We start from the raw sequence: 18,609 nt of genomic DNA, 5'->3' as shown, positions 1-18,609 counted from the left end.
CGATTCGGCAAACGTAACATTCACGTTCAGGCTCAAATCGGTCAGGGACTCCGAGATAAAACCGAAATTTTTGCGGGCCTCCACTTCTACCCCATACACTTTTGCAACCGGTGCATTCCGGGGGGTAAAGTTGCTCTGTGCCGCATCCGAAGTCACCTGCAACTCGATCGGGTTCCTAAAGTACTTGTAGAAACCGCCGACTGCAAGCATCTGAGCACCGTCTCCAAAAAATTCATACCGGAGGTCGATATTGTCAATGTAGGTAGGCTCCAGGTCAAGGTTCCCGACAAATCGCGTATCGGTCAGCGGGTCATAGATCTGGATGACCGACAGCTCTTTGAATGAAGGGCGAGCGGTGGTACGGGCATACGATGCCCGCAGGTTTTGATTTTCAACTACGTTGTAAACCAGGTTGAGGGACGGAAACAGATCCAGCTTATCAATCGTCTTCACATTATCGTAACTCGCTCTTGGGACGATACTTGCACCTGTAAAGAACGTCGTATATTGTTCGGCACGAAGCCCTACAATGGTACGCAACTTCTCCCATGGCCGGAATTCGGCAGAAACGTACAGCGCACCAGTATGTTGGGTAGCGTCAAACGTGCTGGCTTCCTGATATTGTCCACTCATGTAGTAGCCTGAGTCGGTTTCTGGTGTCCATATATTTTCAGGAAGCAAAATCGCATTCGGATCACGGTTCAAATCCGCATGATTGACATCGATCGTGGATCGAATTTCATATTCGTTGATGGCATAGTCCCGCTGTTTGTAACTGTATAATGCCCCGAACTTCAGGGAAGCATCACGGGTGAACAGGTTCATTTTCTTAGTAAAATCGACCTTGCCAACTACATCCAATTCATCCAGATCCCGCCATATACGGGTCGGAACCCCTGCATCCGACCGGATCGTCCAGTTAGCCCCTTCTTGGACAAACGTGGTGGTCCGCACGTCCTTGTCATCGGCACTAACCAACGTTGGCGACACTTTCCATTCCGTCAGGAACGTGGCGTCTTCGTTGCTGTGTTTTCCACTAAGCAACAGGTTGGATACCGACCGTTGGCCGTAGTCTAGGTTGTATTTAACTGCATCGATGCTATTAGCTATTCGCTCTTTATGATCGTATATACTGGCCCGGCTTTCGCCATTCTGGATATGCAGCAGATTCAAGCCGTATTTTGAAGAGCCCGTTTTGTAGTTCAACCCGGCCATACCGGAAAGCAACACGTTGCGCCCACCCAGATCGCCGATCTGTGTGCGGTCAGCCCGAAGTTCATCGCTTGCAGTGGTTTGGAGTGGCCTGAGGTAAGTACCGTTCTGAAAACCCTCGTAAAACGAGGTAACGTTTTTATAGTTCACCGCAGCGATCACCCCGAGTTGATTACCCCAGAGCTTATATTGATTGGTGAAGTCGAAACCAAGGCTCAAATCGGGCATGCTGTTCTCGCGGTCTGGTCTCATCAGGGGGTTGAACGATCGGGTTATTCCTTCTAGCGATTCCCTCCCCTCCCCGATCCTATTCGGAATGTCAGATGTCGGGCTTATCGGCAACTTTCGGTCACCATTGTCAAACCCGAGGAAGTCGGTCCTACTTCCCTGATACCCTACGTAATTATCGTTAAAATGCATATCCGGATTATAGCCTATTGATGCCGAAACGCCGACCTGCTTTTGCGCCGGGATGTCTTTGGTCACAATATCGACTACCCCACCGGTAAAGTCCGCGGGGAGTTCGGCAGAGCCCGACTTGATTACCACAATGTTTTCCAAGATATTCGTGGGGAAAATATCCATCTGCACCGTGTTTTTATCCGGATCCAACCCGGGGATATCCATGCCGTTCAATGTCGTTTTGCTGTAGCGATCGCCCAACCCACGGACGTACACATATTTGCCTTCCTGCACAGACACGCCCGGCACCGTGCGTACCGCCGTTGCAATGGTGCTGGCGCCCGTGCGCTGGATGCTTTGCGAAGAAAGTCCATCCATCACCACGCCGGCATTCCGCTGCATGTTAAGCAGCGAAATTTCCGTATTCTTCCTGGCTGAAACAGTCACCACCACTTCTGCCAATTCATCGGCTGATGGCGTCAATGAGACGTTCATTTCCACAGCCTTCCCTCCCTCAATTCTCACTTCACTGATCTCCTTCACCCCATATCCAATAGACGAGAACCGCAATGTATACGTTCCCGGCGCAACCCCCAAGGTAAAGTCGCCCTCAAAGTCGGTGCTGGTTGCCTCATTGGTGCCAACTATCTGCACACTAACGCCCGCCAACGGCCCGTTTGAACTTTCGTCCAACACCTTTCCGGTGATACGCCCAATCTCATCCGCGAAGAGGAAAAAAGGCAGACAAACCAACATACTGAGCAGTATATAAAAACCCCTATTCATCTACGAAACTTCTTTTATTGTTTGGTTAAATTAAAGAGGTCCATCTTCCTCAATGGTATATGGAAGATGGACCGATATTCTTATACTATACTATTTAAAAAGCGCCCACTGAACTTGTAAAGGTCCAGTCAAACACAGACAGGTCTGCACCTACCGTTTGCTCTCCTGCCGCCACAATCGAGGCGTTGCTCACAAAAGCCGCATCAGACACCGATACGCCTTCACCGGTAGAAAATAAGTCTGCAAGCGTTGTACCACCCGGTGCCACCAGTTCCCATGAAGCGAACGTAAGATCACCATCATTATAGGTAGCTGCCGCTGCCGCATTCGCGATATTGACGGTGGATCCCTCTTCTATGTTGTACATGTAGATGTTTTCCAACATACCCATGGCACCATCACGGAAATCAGCCAGCAACTTACCTCCAAAGTTTCCGGCATCCACGGTGATATTCCGCATAGTAAACGCCCCTTCCATGGTACCTTCCGGACCATCGATTTCGAACGCGGATCCGGACTGCGTGGTCTGAATCACGAATGCATTGTCTATCGTACCAGAATAAGCTTGGTCAATATCAATACCATCGTCCTGTTGGCCATACACGATCAGGTTTTTCACATTAACCGAACCGCCGAACCATTCCACACCGTCATCCACGGAAGAAAAAATCTCAATATTCTCGATGATGGTACCCGAGCCGATACCCCCAAGTGTCAGCCCCTGCAATTCCGCATTTTGCTCCAAAACAATCCCGGTGAACCGGATCGACAAATACCGCAGTGTACCCGAATTATCGTTTGCGACATCGCCGCCATACTCCCCATATTCATCATTTTCGGGAATCCCTTCAATAAATTCAATTCCGGTGGCACCATCTACCGATATGGGCGCGCGTCCAAGCATAATTAAACCACCCCACTGGCCTGCATCCCCAACACCCAGCGTACTTTCGGTCTCGCCCGGCTGTATATCATCCAACACCGATGTAAAGATAATCGGTTGGGACGCCGTTCCCTCAGCCATCAGCTTGCCACCCTGATCGACAACCAGCGAAGAAGCATCGGCACGCTCTCCATTTTCCGCCTTAATAATGGTACCCGGCTCAATGGTCAGGGTTACGCCATCGCCAACCACCACGTGCCCGTCCAATATATATACGTTCTCGGAAGTCCAGGTTTCATTGGCCGTGATAATGCCCGATTTCGTCATTTCATCGCCCTCATCGATCGGATCCACCGGATCATCATCACTGCAACTGGTTACAAACCCTAGAGCAAACATGGTTAGGAATGGTAAAAAAAACTTTTTCATGATTTTCATTTTTTTGGGATTTAAACTCCTCTTAGTTTCTTATGCAAAGGAATTTATTTAATATCAAGTTATCGTTTCTTTAAAATCAAATTTCAATGAATTTAATGTTACCTAAACATTAACAACCCGAACGGGTGGTATGCGTGTGGAAAATTCAGATGAAGTAAAAGGAAATAAGGCTAAGGACTAGGCAAGCACTTCCCCCACACCATGCAACGGCAAATCAAATGCCTCTGCAACACCGTGGTACACCACTTTTCCTTCCACAATATTCAGCCCCCTCATGAGTGCTGCATCCTCCAAGCAGGCGGCTTTCCAACCGCGGTTCGCCAAGCGGATGATATAGGGCAAGGTGGAATTGGTAAGGGCCAATGTGGATGTAAACGGCACAGCGCCCGGCATGTTGGCCACGCAATAATGAAGTACATCGTCAATGATATACGTGGGATTTTCATGTGTGGTGGGCACACAAGTCTCTACACATCCGCCTTGGTCCACGGCTACGTCAACAATGACCGTACCCGGCCGCATGGTCTTCAGCATGTCACGCGTAATCAAGTTCGGGGCTTTGGCACCTGGTATCAGCACGGCTCCAATGATGAGGTCATGGGTTTTGACCATTTTCCGGATGGTATATTGACTGGAATATTGGGTAACCACATGGGGTGGTAAGATATCATTCACATGGCGTAATCGGTCGGTATTGATGTCCAAGATGGTTACATGCGCTCCCAACCCGGACGCCATTTTTGCGGCTTGGATACCCACAATGCCTGCGCCAAGGATAAGTACCCTGCCCGGCGGCACACCGGGTACACCACCAAGTAGTACACCCCTTCCCTTCACTGGTTTCTCCAGGTAACGCGCACCTTGTTGCACAGCCATACGCCCCGCTACTTCAGACATGGGTATCAATAAAGGCAAGGAACGGTCGGGCTTTTCCACCGTCTCATAAGCAATGCAGATAGCCCCCCTCCCAATCATGGCTTCCGTGAGCGTAATGCTGGAAGCAAAATGGAAGTAGGTAAAGATGAGTTGTCCGGCCCGAGCCAGCCTCAACTCCCCATCGATGGGTTCTTTTACCTTGACAATCATATCGGCCCGAGCCCAAATATCATGGGAATCGGTCACGATTTCAGCTCCGGCACCCTCGTATTCCGCATCGGAAATCCCGCTTCCCTTCCCTGCACCCTGCTCAACCAACACATGGTGATCATATTGCGTCAATTCGAACACTCCAGAAGCTGTTAAGCCTACCCGACTCTCATTATTTTTGATTTCTTTGGGAATACCTATAGTCATTTTGAATAGGAAGTTTGAATTTTGACACAATTATAATCAAAATATAGATATTTTAATCAAAAATCACAAAATCAAATCATAAACATATCATACACACAAACAAACTACGCAAAAATTACATTAATTGATAAAACCTGCATGAATTTACATTCACAAAAAGACATAAACTTAGCGAAGTNTTAATCAAAAATCACAAAATCAAATCATAAACATATCATACACACAAACAAACTACGCAAAAATTACATTAATTGATAAAACCTGCATGAATTTACATTCACAAAAAGACATAAACTTAGCGAAGTGATTTCTTGAACGCCGCTGAAAACAAATAGAAAGTGAAAAATAATTCATGCAAGCTTCATTGCCATTAAAAAGCAAATTATTCTAATGAAAATTAACGAAAAAATTATTAAAATACTCATAAAAATAACACATAATTCTCGATTCATTAAATAAATCACACACAAATTAGGTTTATTAAAACCTAAAATAGCAAAAAACAGTTATTAAAATATCGATTACTGATAGCTGACTGCCGACAGCCAATAATATCAATAAAGTTGCATTAGCGTGCTGCTTATTTAATGTGAATACATTAACTTGCAAAGTCTAAGCGATTAGCTAAAAACTTGGTAGAATGATATCGTAGTAACATGCACGAAAATACAATAACTCCTGTCGTCCGTTTGAACGACGTAGCATACCAATATCCCCAGGGTGAATCATTACGTTTCGCCGACCTGGAAGTGCCACCTGGACAACACACCTTAATATTAGGCGATTCAGGTAGCGGCAAAACTACCCTATTGCATATCCTCAGTGGGTTGCTCAAACCCGGGGATGGGACGGTGCAGGTAGACGGGCAGCAACTCTATGGACTCCCAGCTCGTAAATTGGATGCGTTTCGCGGGCAACGCATTGGCTTGATTTTCCAAGAAGCCCATTTGGTAAAAAGCCTCACCATTAAGGAAAACCTACAGATTGCACAAGGATTCGCCGGGGCAAAAATAAATAACGACCGGATCAACGAGGTATTGTCGTTACTTAACCTTGTGGATAAGGCAAACAATTATCCCAGTAAACTTAGCCGGGGCCAACTGCAACGGGCAGCCATAGCACGGGCTGTGATCAACCGACCAGCCATTTTGGTGGCAGATGAACCCACGGCATCGTTGGACGATCGTAATACTTCCTCGGTATTGGAACTGCTGCTCACGCAGGCCGAAGAACACCATGCCACACTGATTGTCGCTACGCATGACAAACGGGTCAAAACGCGGATAGCACATGCGTATCAAATGGGGATAAAACAATGAATATATTACAGATCGCCTGGAAAAGCATGCGCCAAAATCCGGCAACATCCGTGTTGGGGATACTACTCACCGCTTTTGGCACGGGAATATTATGTGTATTGCTGCTTACTTCCCGCCAAATCGAAGAACAGCTCGACAATAACAGTCGCGGAATCGACCTGGTAGTCGGTGCAAAAGGAAGCCCAATACAGCTGATTCTCAGCAGCATTTACCACATGGACAATCCCACAGGGAATATTAGCCTCCGTGAAGCACAAACACTGGCAGCAAATCCAATGGTCAAACTGGCTGTTCCACTGTCATTGGGTGATAATTACAAGGGTCACCGCATTGTAGGTACCGATAGCACATTTCTTCAGTTGTACAACTTAGCACTTGCTGAGGGCCGTATATGGCAACGCGACTTCGAAGCGGTAATCGGCGCTGAAGTAGCCCGCAAACATGGACTCAGCGTGGGTGACAAGATCTATGGCGCCCATGGGCTGAGCAGCGAGGGCCATACGCATAGCGAACACCCCTATACCATCACGGGCATCTTCGAACCAGTCCATAACGTTGCAGATAGGCTTATATTGGCCAACCTGGCCAGTGTGTGGCGCATGCATGGCGACAACGATGACGATCACGATCATGAACACGGAGAAGATGACCATGACTTGTCTGGCGTGGAAGAACATGAGCACCATCATGGTGAACAGCACGATCATGACCATAGCCATGAAGAACCCCAATTGGTCAAAAGCATCATGGGCGATATCGGTACAGGCGAACGTGAAATCACCAGCATGCTCATCCAATACCGCAACCCCGCTGCTATCGGCATGTTCCCTCGGTTGGTCAACCAAAGCACCGCGATGCAAGCGGCTTCTCCCGCCATCGAAAGTGCACGGCTATTCGCCTTGCTGGGCATCGGTATTGACTCCTTGCAGGTATTGGCCTATGTGATCATGCTGATGGCCGCCCTCAGTGTGTTTATCAGCCTTTACAACGCCCTCAAAAGCCGCAAATACGATTTGGCCATCATGCGTACCTTGGGTGCTTCGCAGGGGAAATTGTTCGGCATAGTGATTGCTGAGGGAATATTGCTTACTTTTGTAGGTGCGATATTGGGTATCGTGATTGGCCATGTTGCCCTTTACCTAATCAGCGCCAGCACAGGGGGTGCAACCACATTGCTGGAGACGCTGGTACTACTTCCGCAGGAAGCGTGGTTGGTGCTTATTGGTGTATCCATCGGCTTTGTGTCCGCCATTATCCCGGCCATTAAGGCTTATAAGACATCCATATCGCAAACACTATCAGGAAATTGACATGATGAAGCAAGTTATAATCACGGTATTGATGATGTTGGGCGCCCAGCTGGTTAACGCGCAGCAAGACAATCCCTTTGGGGAGGTGCCGGACCATACCCCCATGATGAACGACACATGGGAGACCATCAATAAACTGATGTACAAGGTTACGCATAAAGACAACGAAACCATTTACACCCCGCATTTCCCCGAAGCACTGAAAGCCATCGACAAAAAAATTGTCACCCTGCCGGGTTATTTGGTGCCTATGCATGGCGGAAGGGACCATGAAACGTTTATGCTCTCCGTATTGCCTATTATGCAATGCATGTTTTGCGGACAAAACGATATCCCTCCCATGGTGGAAATCTTTATGAAGAAGGGTAAAAAGGTACGCTTCACGGAAGAACCCATCAAGATAAAAGGTCGGGTATACCTGAATGGGAATACGTTGGAAGGGAATTCCGAAATACAGCTGCTGGATGCGGAGCTAATCAATTAAAAAGGATTCAATTTCAGCGGTTCAACATAGCCACCTCTACACAAGCCACCAACGCCGCAGTTTCCGTGCGCAATCGGCTGTCGCCAAGCGTAATGGCTTGATATCCGGCAGAAAGGGCTCCAGCGATTTCACTGGCACTGAAGTCGCCTTCTGGGCCGACCAAGATGGTATAACGGTCTGAAGGATGGGCCAGCTGGCTCGGATAAGCCTTATCGCTATCCGCACAATGTGCTATGAACTTTTGGCCATCACTGGCGGCACCTATAAACTCCGTAAATTTCATCGACTCATTCAGTTTTGGATGATAAGCCTTCATGGATTGCTTCATGGCGGATACCATAACTTTATTCAACCTATCTAACCTGATATCTTTCCGTTCGGAATGTTCGCAAATAATAGGGGTGATTTCATCAATCCCCACTTCGGTGGCTTTTTCGAGAAACCACTCCACCCTATCGATGTTCTTGGTGGGTGCAATGGCGATATGTAAGTAATAAGGTCGTTTTCCAACGTTGATGCTGACATCCACAATTTCCAAGACTGTCCTTTTGGGATGTGCATCCATAATGACGGCCGTATACCGTCCACCCCTACCATCCACCAGGTTAATCTGCTGCCCGCTGGACAAACGCAGTACACGGATGGCATGCTTGCTCTCCTCCTCATTCAGCACAAAGGCTTTATGTTGGGGCAGTATTTCTGGGGTGTAGAATAGTTGCAAACCGCGGGGTTTTATTCGTCGTCCTCATCATCGGAGGTAACCATCAGCTCCAATTTCACGAATTCAATGTTCTGTTGGGTTTTCTTCATGATGATGAAATTGTATCCATGGAACTCCTTATGTTCGCCCACGTCCGGTATTTTATCAAACAAGTCGCTCACCAAGCCGGAAATGGTATCGTAATCATTACTTTCTGGCAATTCCTTCGGCAAAAACTCGTTAACATCATGCACGCTGGCACTCGCATCCACCATGTATTCCATCTCGGATATTTTTTCCACCACGGGTGTTTCCTCATCATATTCGTCTTGGATCTCTCCTACCAATTCCTCCACGATGTCTTCGAGTGTCACCATCCCTGCCGTGCCACCGAATTCGTCGAGCACAATGGCTATCTGCATGCGCTTCTGCTGGAACTCGGCCATCAGATCGTTTATTTTCTTTGTTTCAGGGATGAAATAGGGCTTACGGATAATGTTTTTCAATACCAATTCTTTGCCTTTGGCAATGATGGGCAATATATCCTTGGCGTGTACAATACCGATAATTTGGTCAATGTTATCGTCATAGATGGGTATCCGTGAATAACCCTCCTTGTTGATGTTTTCAATAAAATCGTCCACCGGGCAATTCATTTCCGCGGCGGAAATCTTGGTGCGGGGCACCATGATGTTTTTTACAATCCGTTCGTTGAAATCAAACACATTTTTGATTAGCTCATGCTCCACCGTATCCAAAGCGCCACTTTCCCTACCTTGGTCAAGCAAGTATTGTAATTCCTCGGACGAATGGTGGGCTTCCCCCACATTGACCTGGAAACCCATCAGCTTGAGGAGCAGGTTGGCGAATCCGTTTAAAACCCAAATAATGGGCCTAAAGAGAATATAGAAAAACCGCAATGGTAACGCAATACTCATGGTAGTAGCCACAGGGCGTTGGATGGCAATGGATTTAGGTGCCAATTCACCGAACACAATATGTAATACGGTGATAATACTGAACGCCAATACATGTCCTAGATTCTTGGCCACTACGCCGGTAAGTTCTACATTGAACCAGCCAAAGATATTGCCCACGATTTGGGTCATCACGGCTTCACCCACCCAACCGAGGCCAAGGGAACACAATGTAATACCCAATTGCGTGGCGGCAAGGTATCCATCGAGGTGGCTGGTGATGTGCTTGGCCACCTGAGCCACCTGGCTACCGGTCTTGATCTTAATCTCAATTTGCGAAGCCCTGACTTTGACAATCGCGAATTCGGCAGCCACGAAGAAACCGTTGGCGAAGACCAAGAATAATGTCCAGAAAATCTGCCAGCCCATTAGTTCATTATAAGGTTAGCGAACTCTTTTTGATACAATTCAATGCTTTCCTGGATAACCTTATATGCATATGAACGACCAAAAAGGCGTTCTATGGTTACGTTTTTTTGTTCTAGTGCTTTATAGTCCTGAAAGAAACGAACAATTTCCTTCATGGTATGTGGAGGCAATTCCGAAAGGTCGTTGATGTAATTGACCGACATATCGTTCTTGGCTACGGCGATGATTTTGTCATCCTGTTCCCCATTGTCTATCATATGCATCACACCAATGACCTTGGCTTCTATGATACTCATGGGATAGACATCGACGGAACAAAGCACCAAAATATCAAGTGGATCTTTATCATCGCAATAGGTCTTTGGGATGAAACCATAGTTAGCCGGATACATCACCGAAGAAAACAAAACGCGGTCTAATTTGATGAGCCCGCTTTGCTTATCTATTTCATACTTTGCTTTTGAACCTTTAGGGATTTCGATAATAGCATTGACCGACGACGGAACGTCATCGCCTGGGGACACTTCATGCCATGGGTGTGATATGCTCATTGGGATTAGAAATTATTTTGATGATTTTTGTTATCGATGTCTTTATTACTTTTATTCAGGCGTATTTTCCGTTTCACCAACGCAATGATAATAGGTATGAATGTTAACGTGATGAAGCCGACAATGATGAATGTGATGTAGTCAATAATCTGCGGAAACTCACGGCCTAAGAAATATCCAGAGAGTGTCAACGTCAACACCCATACGATACAACCACAGACATTATATAGCGTGAATTTCTTGAAATCTACTTGTACTACTCCTGCAAATATAGGTGCAAATGTACGTATTATCGGCACGAAACGGCCAATAATCAAGGCCAAACCGCCGTATTTGTGGTAAAATTCCTCGGCCATGACCACATATTTCCGCTTGAACAGCCATGAATCCTTACGTGTAAACAGCATGGGTCCCGCTCGCCATCCAAACCAATATCCGGTAAAATTGCCAGCTACACCAGCCGCAAACAACCCTACACACAGGGTGGTGATGTCCACATTCAACATTCCGGAAGCACAAAACAAGCCGGCTAAAAAAAGCAAATAATCCCCAGGAAGAAAGAAACCGAAAAAAAGTCCTGTCTCAGCGAACACGATAAACAACACAAGGTAGAAACCTCCAGATTTTATCAATGCTTCGGCATCCAACAATTGTGAAAATGACTCCCAGAACTCTTGCATATATGTCGATTACAAAAATACGAAATATTAAACGAATAGAACAGCTTTAATTCATGGGGACGGACATAACCAATTTTCGAATCTCGGTGGCAAGCGTCACATCGAGCATGGGATTTGCGGATCCATCACTCGGAGTGATGAAGCGACAAAAAGATGTCATCATGTCCTTATTATTTGTGCGTAATTCCCAAAATCGATTCCTTGATTGCTTCTGCACTCTCGGTAAGTTCAGCTTGACTAAACTGTAACTTAGGTCGGTTGAAATTAATATCACCCACCTCATTGATGGGTACCAGGTGTATATGGGCATGGGCCACCTCCAACCCGATCACGGCTACGCCTATTTTTTCACAGGGATGTACTTTCTTTATACCTTGGGCAACGATTTTTGCAAAAATCCATAACCCCATATATTCATCATCGCCAATATCAAATAGGTAGTCTGTTTCCTGCTTGGGGATAACCAGCACATGACCTTTGGCCAATGGACTAATATCCAGGAAAGCCAAATAATCATTGCTCTCGGCCACTTTATAAGCCGGAATCTCACCGGCAACAATTTTTGAAAATATAGTGGGCATGGTATTTCTTTTTTGTTTAATGATAAGCTATACAAAAACGGCTGCTTTTTTTGAATAAAACAGCCGTTGGGTACTATTGTTTGGTATGTGCGGTTATGGCAACCCGCACATAACCGTCATATACTTACCTGGAGATGTCCAGGATTTCCAGCTCTACTTCGCCTGCCGGCACCTGTATCTGGGCCTTGTCGCCAATGGATTTACCTAACAACCCCTGGGCAATTGGTGATTTCACCGATATCTTTCCGGCTTTGAGGTCAGCCTCCGTCTCGGACACCAATTGGTAGGTCATTACGGCGCCATTTTTCACATTCTTGAGTTTGACGATAGACAACGCTAATACTTTGGATGCGTCCAATGCCGACTCGTCAATCAGGCGTGCGCTTGCCAAGGTGTTTTCCAGCTTGGCAATCTTGGCCTCATGTAATCCTTGGGCTTCCTTTGCCGCATCATATTCCGCATTTTCAGACAAATCTCCTTTGTCGCGCGCCTCGGCAATGGCTTTGGCAATCCTTGACCTGCCTTCCGTTTTGAGATACTGCAACTCTTCCTTGAGTTTTTCCAACCCTTCTTTGCTGTAATATGTTACTTCTGCCATAATTGATATGAATAAAAAAATAAAGTCAAAAAAAGAAGCAAGACCACATCATCATGATAAGTGACATGGCCTTGCTCATTCATACGAAGATAGGAAATGTTTTTTAATTATACAAAAAAGATAGCGAATACTTTAAAATGAAACGCACACCTCCGTACCTACATCATCAGTATTCCATCCCACCCATCAAGGGTTATCAACAAACTTATAACCCATCCCCCTGACGGTCTGTAAATAAGCAGGTTTATCGACATTGAGTTCGATTTTCTTACGTAGACGCACGATATGCATGTCCAATGTCCGTGTGTTCACGTTGGAACTGTACCCCCAAACCACCTCCATCAGCTCATCCCTACTGATTACCCTACCTATATTCTGCAAGAAATAAAGTAGAATGCGGTTTTCCAATATGGTCAGCTCTATTTTCTTGCCATTACGGACGAGCGAGTGAATATTGGGATGATGCTCCGTATCACCAAAACTTAACAAGTCCGCACTTTGGTTGTTGACAAAATACTTTATTTTATTTTCAATCATGGCTACCAATACATCCATGCTAAACGGTTTGGTGATATAATCGGATACCCCAAAGCTATAGGCATCAATTTTATCCACATCCTGCGATTTGGCTGTCATCATGATAATGAGGTTGGAAAAGCCCTCTTTCCGTAAGTTGGCACAAACCTCAGCGCCTTGCTTGCCAGGCAGCATCCAATCCAGCAAAACGATGTCGGGTTTCTGCGCCAATACCAATTTCTCGGCATCATCGCCGTTTCCGGTCTGCACAACCAGGTAGTTTTCGGATTCGAGGCGGTGGGCCACCAAAAAACGTAAATTCTCATCGTCTTCGATAATGGCTATTTTGATGTTTTTATACATAGTCATAAATACAATTTATTGCTGATGATTTGTGATTTACTTATATTCAGTCAATAGGGAAAATGATGCTAAACGTTGTGCCGCTCCCCAACTCGCTTTCCACGGTGATATCACCTCCCATAAAATTGACCAGTTCCTTGCAGAAGGCGAGCCCAAGCCCCACACTACCTTGTTGGTTGTACTGGTTTTGTACACGGTAGAATTTTTTGAAAATATGAGCTAATTCCTTTTTGGCAATACCGATTCCTTGATCTGCAAATTGCATGGTCACTTGTTTTCTAGACTGTATTATTTTTATATCCAGTGCCTTGTTGTCTGGTTTAGAGTATTTATATGCATTGTCAATCAGGTTTTGGAAAATACTACCCAATAATACCGGATCGATATATAATGTCCGTTTCGCATCCACCTTGCACCGAATGTCCAAGTCAATGTACTTGATCTTGGAGGCGGTTATTGTCTTATCACAAAATTCGTGCAAATCAACCTCTTCCCGCTTTATTTTTATCGATTTATTTTCAATCTGTGTAAAAGAGAGCAGGGTATTCATCAAATTATTGAGTTTATCGGCCTCTTCATCCAATATTTTTCCATAAAGCAGCCTTTCCTTGTCGGAAAGTTGTTTGGCACTATAGATATTATTGCCCGCTATTTTGATTACGCTCACGGGTGTCTTAAATTCATGGCTCAAATTATTGATGAAATCGTATTGCAGTTTGAACATCCGCCTATTTACATAAAGATTGCGGTAAATCAGGTAGGCGATGATAGCCAAGAGTAGGTAAATCGTCAGGACACTGGCCATCACCGGCAAAAACCGCCTGTTTATTTCAGACCGCAGAAATACCCGGCTCGAACTGAAATACAGCTTATAATCCGCCAATGCTCCTGGCAATGGCGTTTCAGTGGTAAACAGGTCAGGATCGGTATCGATGGATTCGTAAACCAACGGCTGAATCTGTATATATTGATATAATTCGGGAACCGTGTTTTCCAATGACAGTTTATTAGCGTCGACAAAATACGTAAGGATGTCCTGTTCGTAGCCTACATTGTGGGTATGTTGCCCATACATCAATTCCTTATATGTTTTCAAGTCATCCCTTCTGGGGATGTTCATGTATGATATTTTTCCTGGGTTTACCGAATAAAACACCTTGAATATGTCATCATCATACATTGCTTTGGATGTATCCACCCGTTCGATGAAAGCGGCAAATTTTACGGCCATGTTGTTAAAGTCATCAGACAGGGAAAGGGGTAATTGCCCGTTTTGTCTTGTTCCCCTATCCGGGCTATCTCGCTCACTACGAGCACCGTACTGATAAACTCCTTTGGGGTACACCACCAGGCTGTTTGCCGAAAACCCATAATCGATGGTTTCATCATTGCTCAATAGTACATCATAAAATATGATGCGATCCACAAACGGGTAAGTATTCAGGATGCTGTCTGCATATACGGATACACTCACCGAATCGAGATAACCTTGGTAAAATGATATTTCCGGAATCCGATTATGGAAAAAATCGTTGAATGGCGCGATGTTATGTTCCAGCACCTCCACTTTCCTGGAGGCAAATTCATTTTCCACATATTTCACGGTCAAGTTACGGGCAAGGAAAGTGGCCAATATAAACGACGCAACCACCACAACGATGAAGGCAACGATCAATATATAGTTTTTACGGTAACTGTTGCGTTGGTGCTTCATACCGTATGGGTTAAAGCGAACAAACCATCATGGATAGACGCTGCTATTGTTTCAAATATTTATCAAAGAACGCCCCCAGTTCTCTGTAGAACATGATGCGGTTTTCTTCATCACGGAAATATCGACCTTCTTCTTCATGCAGAATATAAATGATGGGGATTTTCCGTTTCTTGAGTTTCTGAACAAATTGATTCGTCTCATTAATGGTACTCCTACTGTCCTTGCCACCCTGTGCAATAAAAACAGGTATCTTGATATTGTCGGAATGAAACACCGGTGACATCGCTTTAATTAAATCGGGTTCCGTTTCCGGGTTGCCGATGATTTCATAATACATCTGTAGATAAGGCTTAAAATAAGGGGGGATTTCCCTAAGGTAAGTAAACAGGTTAGTAAATCCGGAATAGGAAGCCGCGCACTTATACAAATCCGAATTGAAACAAGCACCATGCAATGCGGAATATCCCCCGAAGCCGGCACCATAGATACCTATACGCGAAGAATCAACAATTCCCTCATCAATCAGCCAGCGTACCCCGTCGGTAATATCGTCTTGTACCTTTCCTCCCCATTCCTTGAAGCCCGCCGACCAAAATTCCTTGCCATACCCTGTGGATCCCCTATAGTTGACCTGGAACACGGCAAACCCTCGGTTTGCAAAAAACTGTACTTCTGGGTTGAACCCCCATTTGTTACGGTTAGTCGGACCATTGTGGGGGTATACGATCACAGGTGTTTTTTTGCCTTTCGATTTTGGGGGTAAGGTCAAATACCCTTGTATACGGCGGCCATCTCGTGATTCGTAGGTGATGGGTTTCATTTCCGCAAGCATACGATCTTTCAATGCCGGATTATTGTCCGCAAGTTTCACGAGCTTATCCTTGGCCATATCATAAAAATACGTGGCCCCAGGATCCTTGTCTGTATAGGTGTAAACAATAAACCGGTTATGAGCTGTATCGCGATCCAATAAGTTTATTTCATACCCTTTCAGCTTCTGGCCAATGGCCTTGTACACTTCTTCGGTTTGCTTATTTAGGAAATGGCGTTGCTTCTTCCAGGTGACATACTTCGCATAGGACATCTCGCCACGATCACTGGAGTACCCATCATGGTCTATATCTACATCGGGGTGGCTGTATATCATCTTAACCTCTTTGCCCGTTTCCATGTCGATTTCAACTAAGGCCAACTTATCCCTATTGATGTTTGAAAGCGCAAATACATGGCTCCTGTTTTCGCGTGAAAACCCCAATGGCATAATCGAGTTTCTGAAACTATTGCTCATGACGGCTCTAAATACCTCTTTTTCACTATTCCGGTACAGCATGGTTTCCTTTACGCTGTCGCTGGCCAGCGCTAGCCGCAATTTCCCATCCAAATCGGCAAACCACTTTATGATATTTCCCGGATTCTTGGCGACCAATTCCTTCTTACAGGCATTGGTATGGAGCCGGTATACATCAAAGACCGAGGAATCCCGTTCATTGAGTGATACCAACACACCATTGTTCATCACTTTGGTCGGGTATATCCAGCGCATTTTTACCATAGAAGGGGGCATTAGATGCCGCACCGCCAACGAAGCACGATTTACCGCAAACACCTGAAGGCTGTCATGTAACCTGTTTTTGGTAAAGACCAATTCGTTGTCATCGGCCCAGAAATAGGAATGGATGCCCAAATCGGTTTCCAATGTGATGCGCTGCTCATCGTTTTCCTCATCGGGATGGATCACGTAAATATTCTTTTTCCCTTCAAATAATCCCAAATAAGCGATATACTCCCCATTGGGTGATATCTGAAAATTGGTTCTTTCTGGCGCGGAAAAGAAATCTTCCACAGGAATAATGCGATCCTTATGATTATTGCAGCCCCCAAAGCAGCTTACAATAACCAACACCACTAATAAAAATACACTGTTACGTAATATATTGACCATACCCAAACTCCCATACATATCATCAAAGGTGGAAAATTTTACCGTAAAACCACTTTATGCAACCTTAATTTTACACGCTTAAAACACTCCCCAAAATTACAACTTTCTATTTTATTTGGATTGTTTATCTTCGCCAAATATTCCATCAAACCATCATGTCTCTTCATGTGCTGATGGAACACCAGTTGAGTTTTGTTTAAAGGCCCTCGCATGTTTCTATATAATGTAACCATCATTGTCGAAAATGACATCCGGGATGATGTCAGGAAGCGAATCGAAACGCTATTATTCACCCATGAGGGCAAGAAACTTCCTGTCGCATTATTGGAAATGCTAGATTCCCCACATGAAGGCACCACGTACTGCGTTCAACTGCGTTCGGAAAACATGGAGGGAATCACGTCTTTTCAAACCCATCATTTGGCCGCAATCCAGCAATTGGCAACGAAGGAGTACCCTACGAAAATTTTGCTCTTCGATAGCACCATGAAATACATAAAACACGGATAACATGAACTTCACTCACCCCCCTATACAAGGCCTCGTCATCATCGAATCACAGGTATGGAAAGATGAGCGTGGCTTTTTCATCGAAACCTATAATACGAAACCTTTCGAAGCGCATGGCATTGCACAGGCTTTCGTGCAGGATAATCTCTCCTATTCCCATCGTGGGGTATTGCGTGGCTTGCATGCACAAGCCGGGGAGAATGCCCAAGGCAAGTTGGTGCGGGTATTGCGTGGCAAGGTATTGGATGTGGTGGTAGATATCCGAAAAAATTCGGAAACCTATGGGCAAAGTTTTTCCATTATGCTTGATGAACACAGCGCCAAATCATTATGGATACCGCCAGGTTTTTTGCATGGATTCCTAGCGCTGGAAGACCACACGCTATTTACCTATAAAGTAACCGGCTTTTACGACAAAAATGGGGAATTAGGTGTACGATGGGATGATCCCGACCTTGGTATTGATTGGCCAATAAGGGAAGACCAGCTTATCATTTCCGAAAAAGACAGGCAAATGCCGCTGTTGAAAGAAATCGTAAGCCCGTTTTAAACGGGTTCGTCAGCGCTCCCCATGGAGTTGGTCTTCGTATTTGGGATCGTATTTTACTTTTGGGGTAAGGTAATGCAGCAAGATAAGCCTGGAATAGCGGAAATTGAATGGCGCAAACAGCAAGATGGCAGCCATCAGCGTACCAAGATACACCCAGGGTGATTCACTTTGGGTGATTTGGTAGGTAAGTAGACCGATAGCAATCACTTGCGCTACAGAAAAGGCATAGCTCACATACATCGCCGCATAGAAGTAGCCGGGCTCGATTTCGAAGCGGAAGCCACAATGTGGGCATATGTCATTCATACGCTGCTTTTTGAAACTATAGGTTTTCCCCATAAACAACTTGCCTATCCTACATTTAGGGCATTTGGAATCGATTACCGCTTTGATTTTGGAAGTGCGTGTGGTTGCAGCCATGGAAAAAACCG

The 18,609-nt window shown here is 45.4% G+C and carries 18 protein-coding genes; 5 read left to right on the top strand and 13 right to left on the bottom strand.

Annotation, left to right across the window (positions count from 1 at the left end; all coding sequences use genetic code 11):
- The 3 genes from NF543_RS19930 to ald form a co-directional block, all read right to left on the bottom strand.
- Window positions 1-2,400: TonB-dependent receptor (locus NF543_RS19930; protein ID WP_257669833.1), on the bottom strand; the 2,400-nt coding region annotated here is incomplete at its 3' end.
- A 94-nt stretch (window positions 2,401-2,494) separates the two neighbouring features.
- Entirely contained in the window at window positions 2,495-3,712 is a 1,218-nt protein-coding gene (locus tag NF543_RS19925; RefSeq protein ID WP_257669834.1) for a beta-helix domain-containing protein, read from the bottom strand.
- 186 nt (window positions 3,713-3,898) lie between these two features.
- Entirely contained in the window at window positions 3,899-5,014 is a 1,116-nt protein-coding gene (ald, locus tag NF543_RS19920; RefSeq protein ID WP_257669835.1) for an alanine dehydrogenase, read from the bottom strand.
- A 656-nt stretch (window positions 5,015-5,670) separates the two neighbouring features.
- Here ald and NF543_RS19915 point away from each other — a divergent pair.
- From NF543_RS19915 to NF543_RS19905, 3 genes are read left to right on the top strand one after another with little or no spacing between them, the layout of a single operon-like run.
- Window positions 5,671-6,333 (top strand): ABC transporter ATP-binding protein, encoded by a 663-nt coding sequence (locus NF543_RS19915; RefSeq protein ID WP_257669836.1) that lies wholly within the window; start codon window positions 5,671-5,673, stop codon window positions 6,331-6,333.
- A complete protein-coding gene (locus NF543_RS19910; protein ID WP_257669837.1) occupies window positions 6,330-7,643 on the top strand; it encodes an ABC transporter permease in 1,314 nt (437 codons plus the stop codon). The genes NF543_RS19915 and NF543_RS19910 overlap by 4 nt, the downstream gene beginning before the upstream one ends.
- A 1-nt stretch (window position 7,644) precedes the next feature.
- Window positions 7,645-8,127, top strand: coding sequence for a hypothetical protein (locus NF543_RS19905; RefSeq protein WP_257669838.1), 483 nt, complete (start codon window positions 7,645-7,647; stop codon window positions 8,125-8,127).
- 13 nt (window positions 8,128-8,140) lie between these two features.
- Here the strand turns inward: NF543_RS19905 and NF543_RS19900 are convergent, their stop codons facing one another.
- The 9 genes from NF543_RS19900 to NF543_RS19860 all read right to left on the bottom strand — a co-directional run bounded on the left by NF543_RS19900 (window position 8,141) and on the right by NF543_RS19860 (window position 17,118).
- Window positions 8,141-8,848: a 16S rRNA (uracil(1498)-N(3))-methyltransferase gene (locus NF543_RS19900; RefSeq protein WP_257669839.1), complete on the bottom strand. Its 708-nt coding sequence runs from the start codon at window positions 8,846-8,848 to the stop codon at window positions 8,141-8,143.
- Between the two features lie 11 nt (window positions 8,849-8,859).
- The gene (locus NF543_RS19895) at window positions 8,860-10,173 is read right to left on the bottom strand and encodes a hemolysin family protein (RefSeq protein ID WP_257669840.1); all 1,314 of its coding nucleotides are present in this window, start codon (window positions 10,171-10,173) and stop codon (window positions 8,860-8,862) included.
- A complete protein-coding gene (locus NF543_RS19890; protein ID WP_257669841.1) occupies window positions 10,173-10,724 on the bottom strand; it encodes an inorganic diphosphatase in 552 nt (183 codons plus the stop codon). Before NF543_RS19890 ends, NF543_RS19895 begins: the two co-directional genes overlap by 1 nt.
- Before the next feature lie 5 nt (window positions 10,725-10,729).
- Complete coding sequence (locus NF543_RS19885; protein ID WP_257669842.1) at window positions 10,730-11,404, bottom strand: DedA family protein; 675 nt, start codon at window positions 11,402-11,404, stop codon at window positions 10,730-10,732.
- Between the two features lie 170 nt (window positions 11,405-11,574).
- Window positions 11,575-11,985 carry an HIT family protein gene (locus NF543_RS19880; protein WP_257669843.1) on the bottom strand — a complete coding sequence of 137 codons (411 nt, stop codon included), beginning with the start codon at window positions 11,983-11,985 and terminating at the stop codon, window positions 11,575-11,577.
- A gap of 124 nt (window positions 11,986-12,109) precedes the next feature.
- Window positions 12,110-12,583, bottom strand: a complete 474-nt coding sequence (gene greA, locus NF543_RS19875) for a transcription elongation factor GreA (protein WP_257669844.1) — start codon at window positions 12,581-12,583, stop codon at window positions 12,110-12,112.
- A 186-nt stretch (window positions 12,584-12,769) separates the two neighbouring features.
- Window positions 12,770-13,462 (bottom strand): response regulator, encoded by a 693-nt coding sequence (locus NF543_RS19870; protein ID WP_257669845.1) that lies wholly within the window; start codon window positions 13,460-13,462, stop codon window positions 12,770-12,772.
- A gap of 46 nt (window positions 13,463-13,508) precedes the next feature.
- Window positions 13,509-15,176, bottom strand: a complete 1,668-nt coding sequence (locus NF543_RS19865) for a sensor histidine kinase (protein WP_257669846.1) — start codon at window positions 15,174-15,176, stop codon at window positions 13,509-13,511.
- 43 nt (window positions 15,177-15,219) lie between these two features.
- A complete protein-coding gene (locus NF543_RS19860; protein ID WP_257669847.1) occupies window positions 15,220-17,118 on the bottom strand; it encodes a S9 family peptidase in 1,899 nt (632 codons plus the stop codon).
- A gap of 210 nt (window positions 17,119-17,328) precedes the next feature.
- Here NF543_RS19860 and NF543_RS19855 point away from each other — a divergent pair, with 210 nt between their 5' ends.
- Both NF543_RS19855 and rfbC read left to right on the top strand, forming a co-directional pair.
- Window positions 17,329-17,628 (top strand): DUF4286 family protein, encoded by a 300-nt coding sequence (locus NF543_RS19855; RefSeq protein ID WP_257669848.1) that lies wholly within the window; start codon window positions 17,329-17,331, stop codon window positions 17,626-17,628.
- Window position 17,629: 1 nt separating this feature from the next.
- Window positions 17,630-18,178, top strand: coding sequence for a dTDP-4-dehydrorhamnose 3,5-epimerase (rfbC, locus tag NF543_RS19850; RefSeq protein WP_257669849.1), 549 nt, complete (start codon window positions 17,630-17,632; stop codon window positions 18,176-18,178).
- A 9-nt stretch (window positions 18,179-18,187) separates the two neighbouring features.
- On the opposite strand, the gene NF543_RS19845 is transcribed toward rfbC, so the two are convergent.
- Window positions 18,188-18,598: a DUF983 domain-containing protein gene (locus NF543_RS19845; protein ID WP_257669850.1), complete on the bottom strand. Its 411-nt coding sequence runs from the start codon at window positions 18,596-18,598 to the stop codon at window positions 18,188-18,190.
- Window positions 18,599-18,609: the final 11 nt, after the last annotated feature.

Origin of the sequence: Parapedobacter tibetensis (assembly GCF_024704835.1) — a bacterium.
Taxonomy (GTDB): Bacteria; Bacteroidota; Bacteroidia; order Sphingobacteriales; family Sphingobacteriaceae; genus Parapedobacter; species Parapedobacter tibetensis.
Note: the sequence above shows the minus strand (reverse complement) of the source record. Positions and strands in the feature narration are given on the sequence as shown.

Excerpts from the sequence above, each read along its gene's own strand:
- NF543_RS19925 (WP_257669834.1), bottom strand. The coding sequence starts at position 3,712 with ATGAAAAAGTTTTTTTTACCATTCCTAACCATGTTTGCTCTAGGGTTT.
- ald (WP_257669835.1), bottom strand. The coding sequence starts at position 5,014 with ATGACTATAGGTATTCCCAAAGAAATCAAAAATAATGAGAGTCGGGTA.
- NF543_RS19915 (WP_257669836.1), top strand. The coding sequence starts at position 5,671 with ATGCACGAAAATACAATAACTCCTGTCGTCCGTTTGAACGACGTAGCA.
- NF543_RS19910 (WP_257669837.1), top strand. The coding sequence starts at position 6,330 with ATGAATATATTACAGATCGCCTGGAAAAGCATGCGCCAAAATCCGGCA.
- NF543_RS19905 (WP_257669838.1), top strand. The coding sequence starts at position 7,645 with ATGATGAAGCAAGTTATAATCACGGTATTGATGATGTTGGGCGCCCAG.
- NF543_RS19895 (WP_257669840.1), bottom strand. The coding sequence starts at position 10,173 with ATGGGCTGGCAGATTTTCTGGACATTATTCTTGGTCTTCGCCAACGGT.
- NF543_RS19890 (WP_257669841.1), bottom strand. The coding sequence starts at position 10,724 with ATGAGCATATCACACCCATGGCATGAAGTGTCCCCAGGCGATGACGTT.
- NF543_RS19885 (WP_257669842.1), bottom strand. The coding sequence starts at position 11,404 with ATGCAAGAGTTCTGGGAGTCATTTTCACAATTGTTGGATGCCGAAGCA.
- NF543_RS19880 (WP_257669843.1), bottom strand. The coding sequence starts at position 11,985 with ATGCCCACTATATTTTCAAAAATTGTTGCCGGTGAGATTCCGGCTTAT.
- greA (WP_257669844.1), bottom strand. The coding sequence starts at position 12,583 with ATGGCAGAAGTAACATATTACAGCAAAGAAGGGTTGGAAAAACTCAAG.
- NF543_RS19870 (WP_257669845.1), bottom strand. The coding sequence starts at position 13,462 with ATGTATAAAAACATCAAAATAGCCATTATCGAAGACGATGAGAATTTA.
- NF543_RS19865 (WP_257669846.1), bottom strand. The coding sequence starts at position 15,176 with ATGAAGCACCAACGCAACAGTTACCGTAAAAACTATATATTGATCGTT.
- NF543_RS19860 (WP_257669847.1), bottom strand. The coding sequence starts at position 17,118 with ATGGTCAATATATTACGTAACAGTGTATTTTTATTAGTGGTGTTGGTT.
- NF543_RS19855 (WP_257669848.1), top strand. The coding sequence starts at position 17,329 with ATGTTTCTATATAATGTAACCATCATTGTCGAAAATGACATCCGGGAT.
- rfbC (WP_257669849.1), top strand. The coding sequence starts at position 17,630 with ATGAACTTCACTCACCCCCCTATACAAGGCCTCGTCATCATCGAATCA.
- NF543_RS19845 (WP_257669850.1), bottom strand. The coding sequence starts at position 18,598 with ATGGCTGCAACCACACGCACTTCCAAAATCAAAGCGGTAATCGATTCC.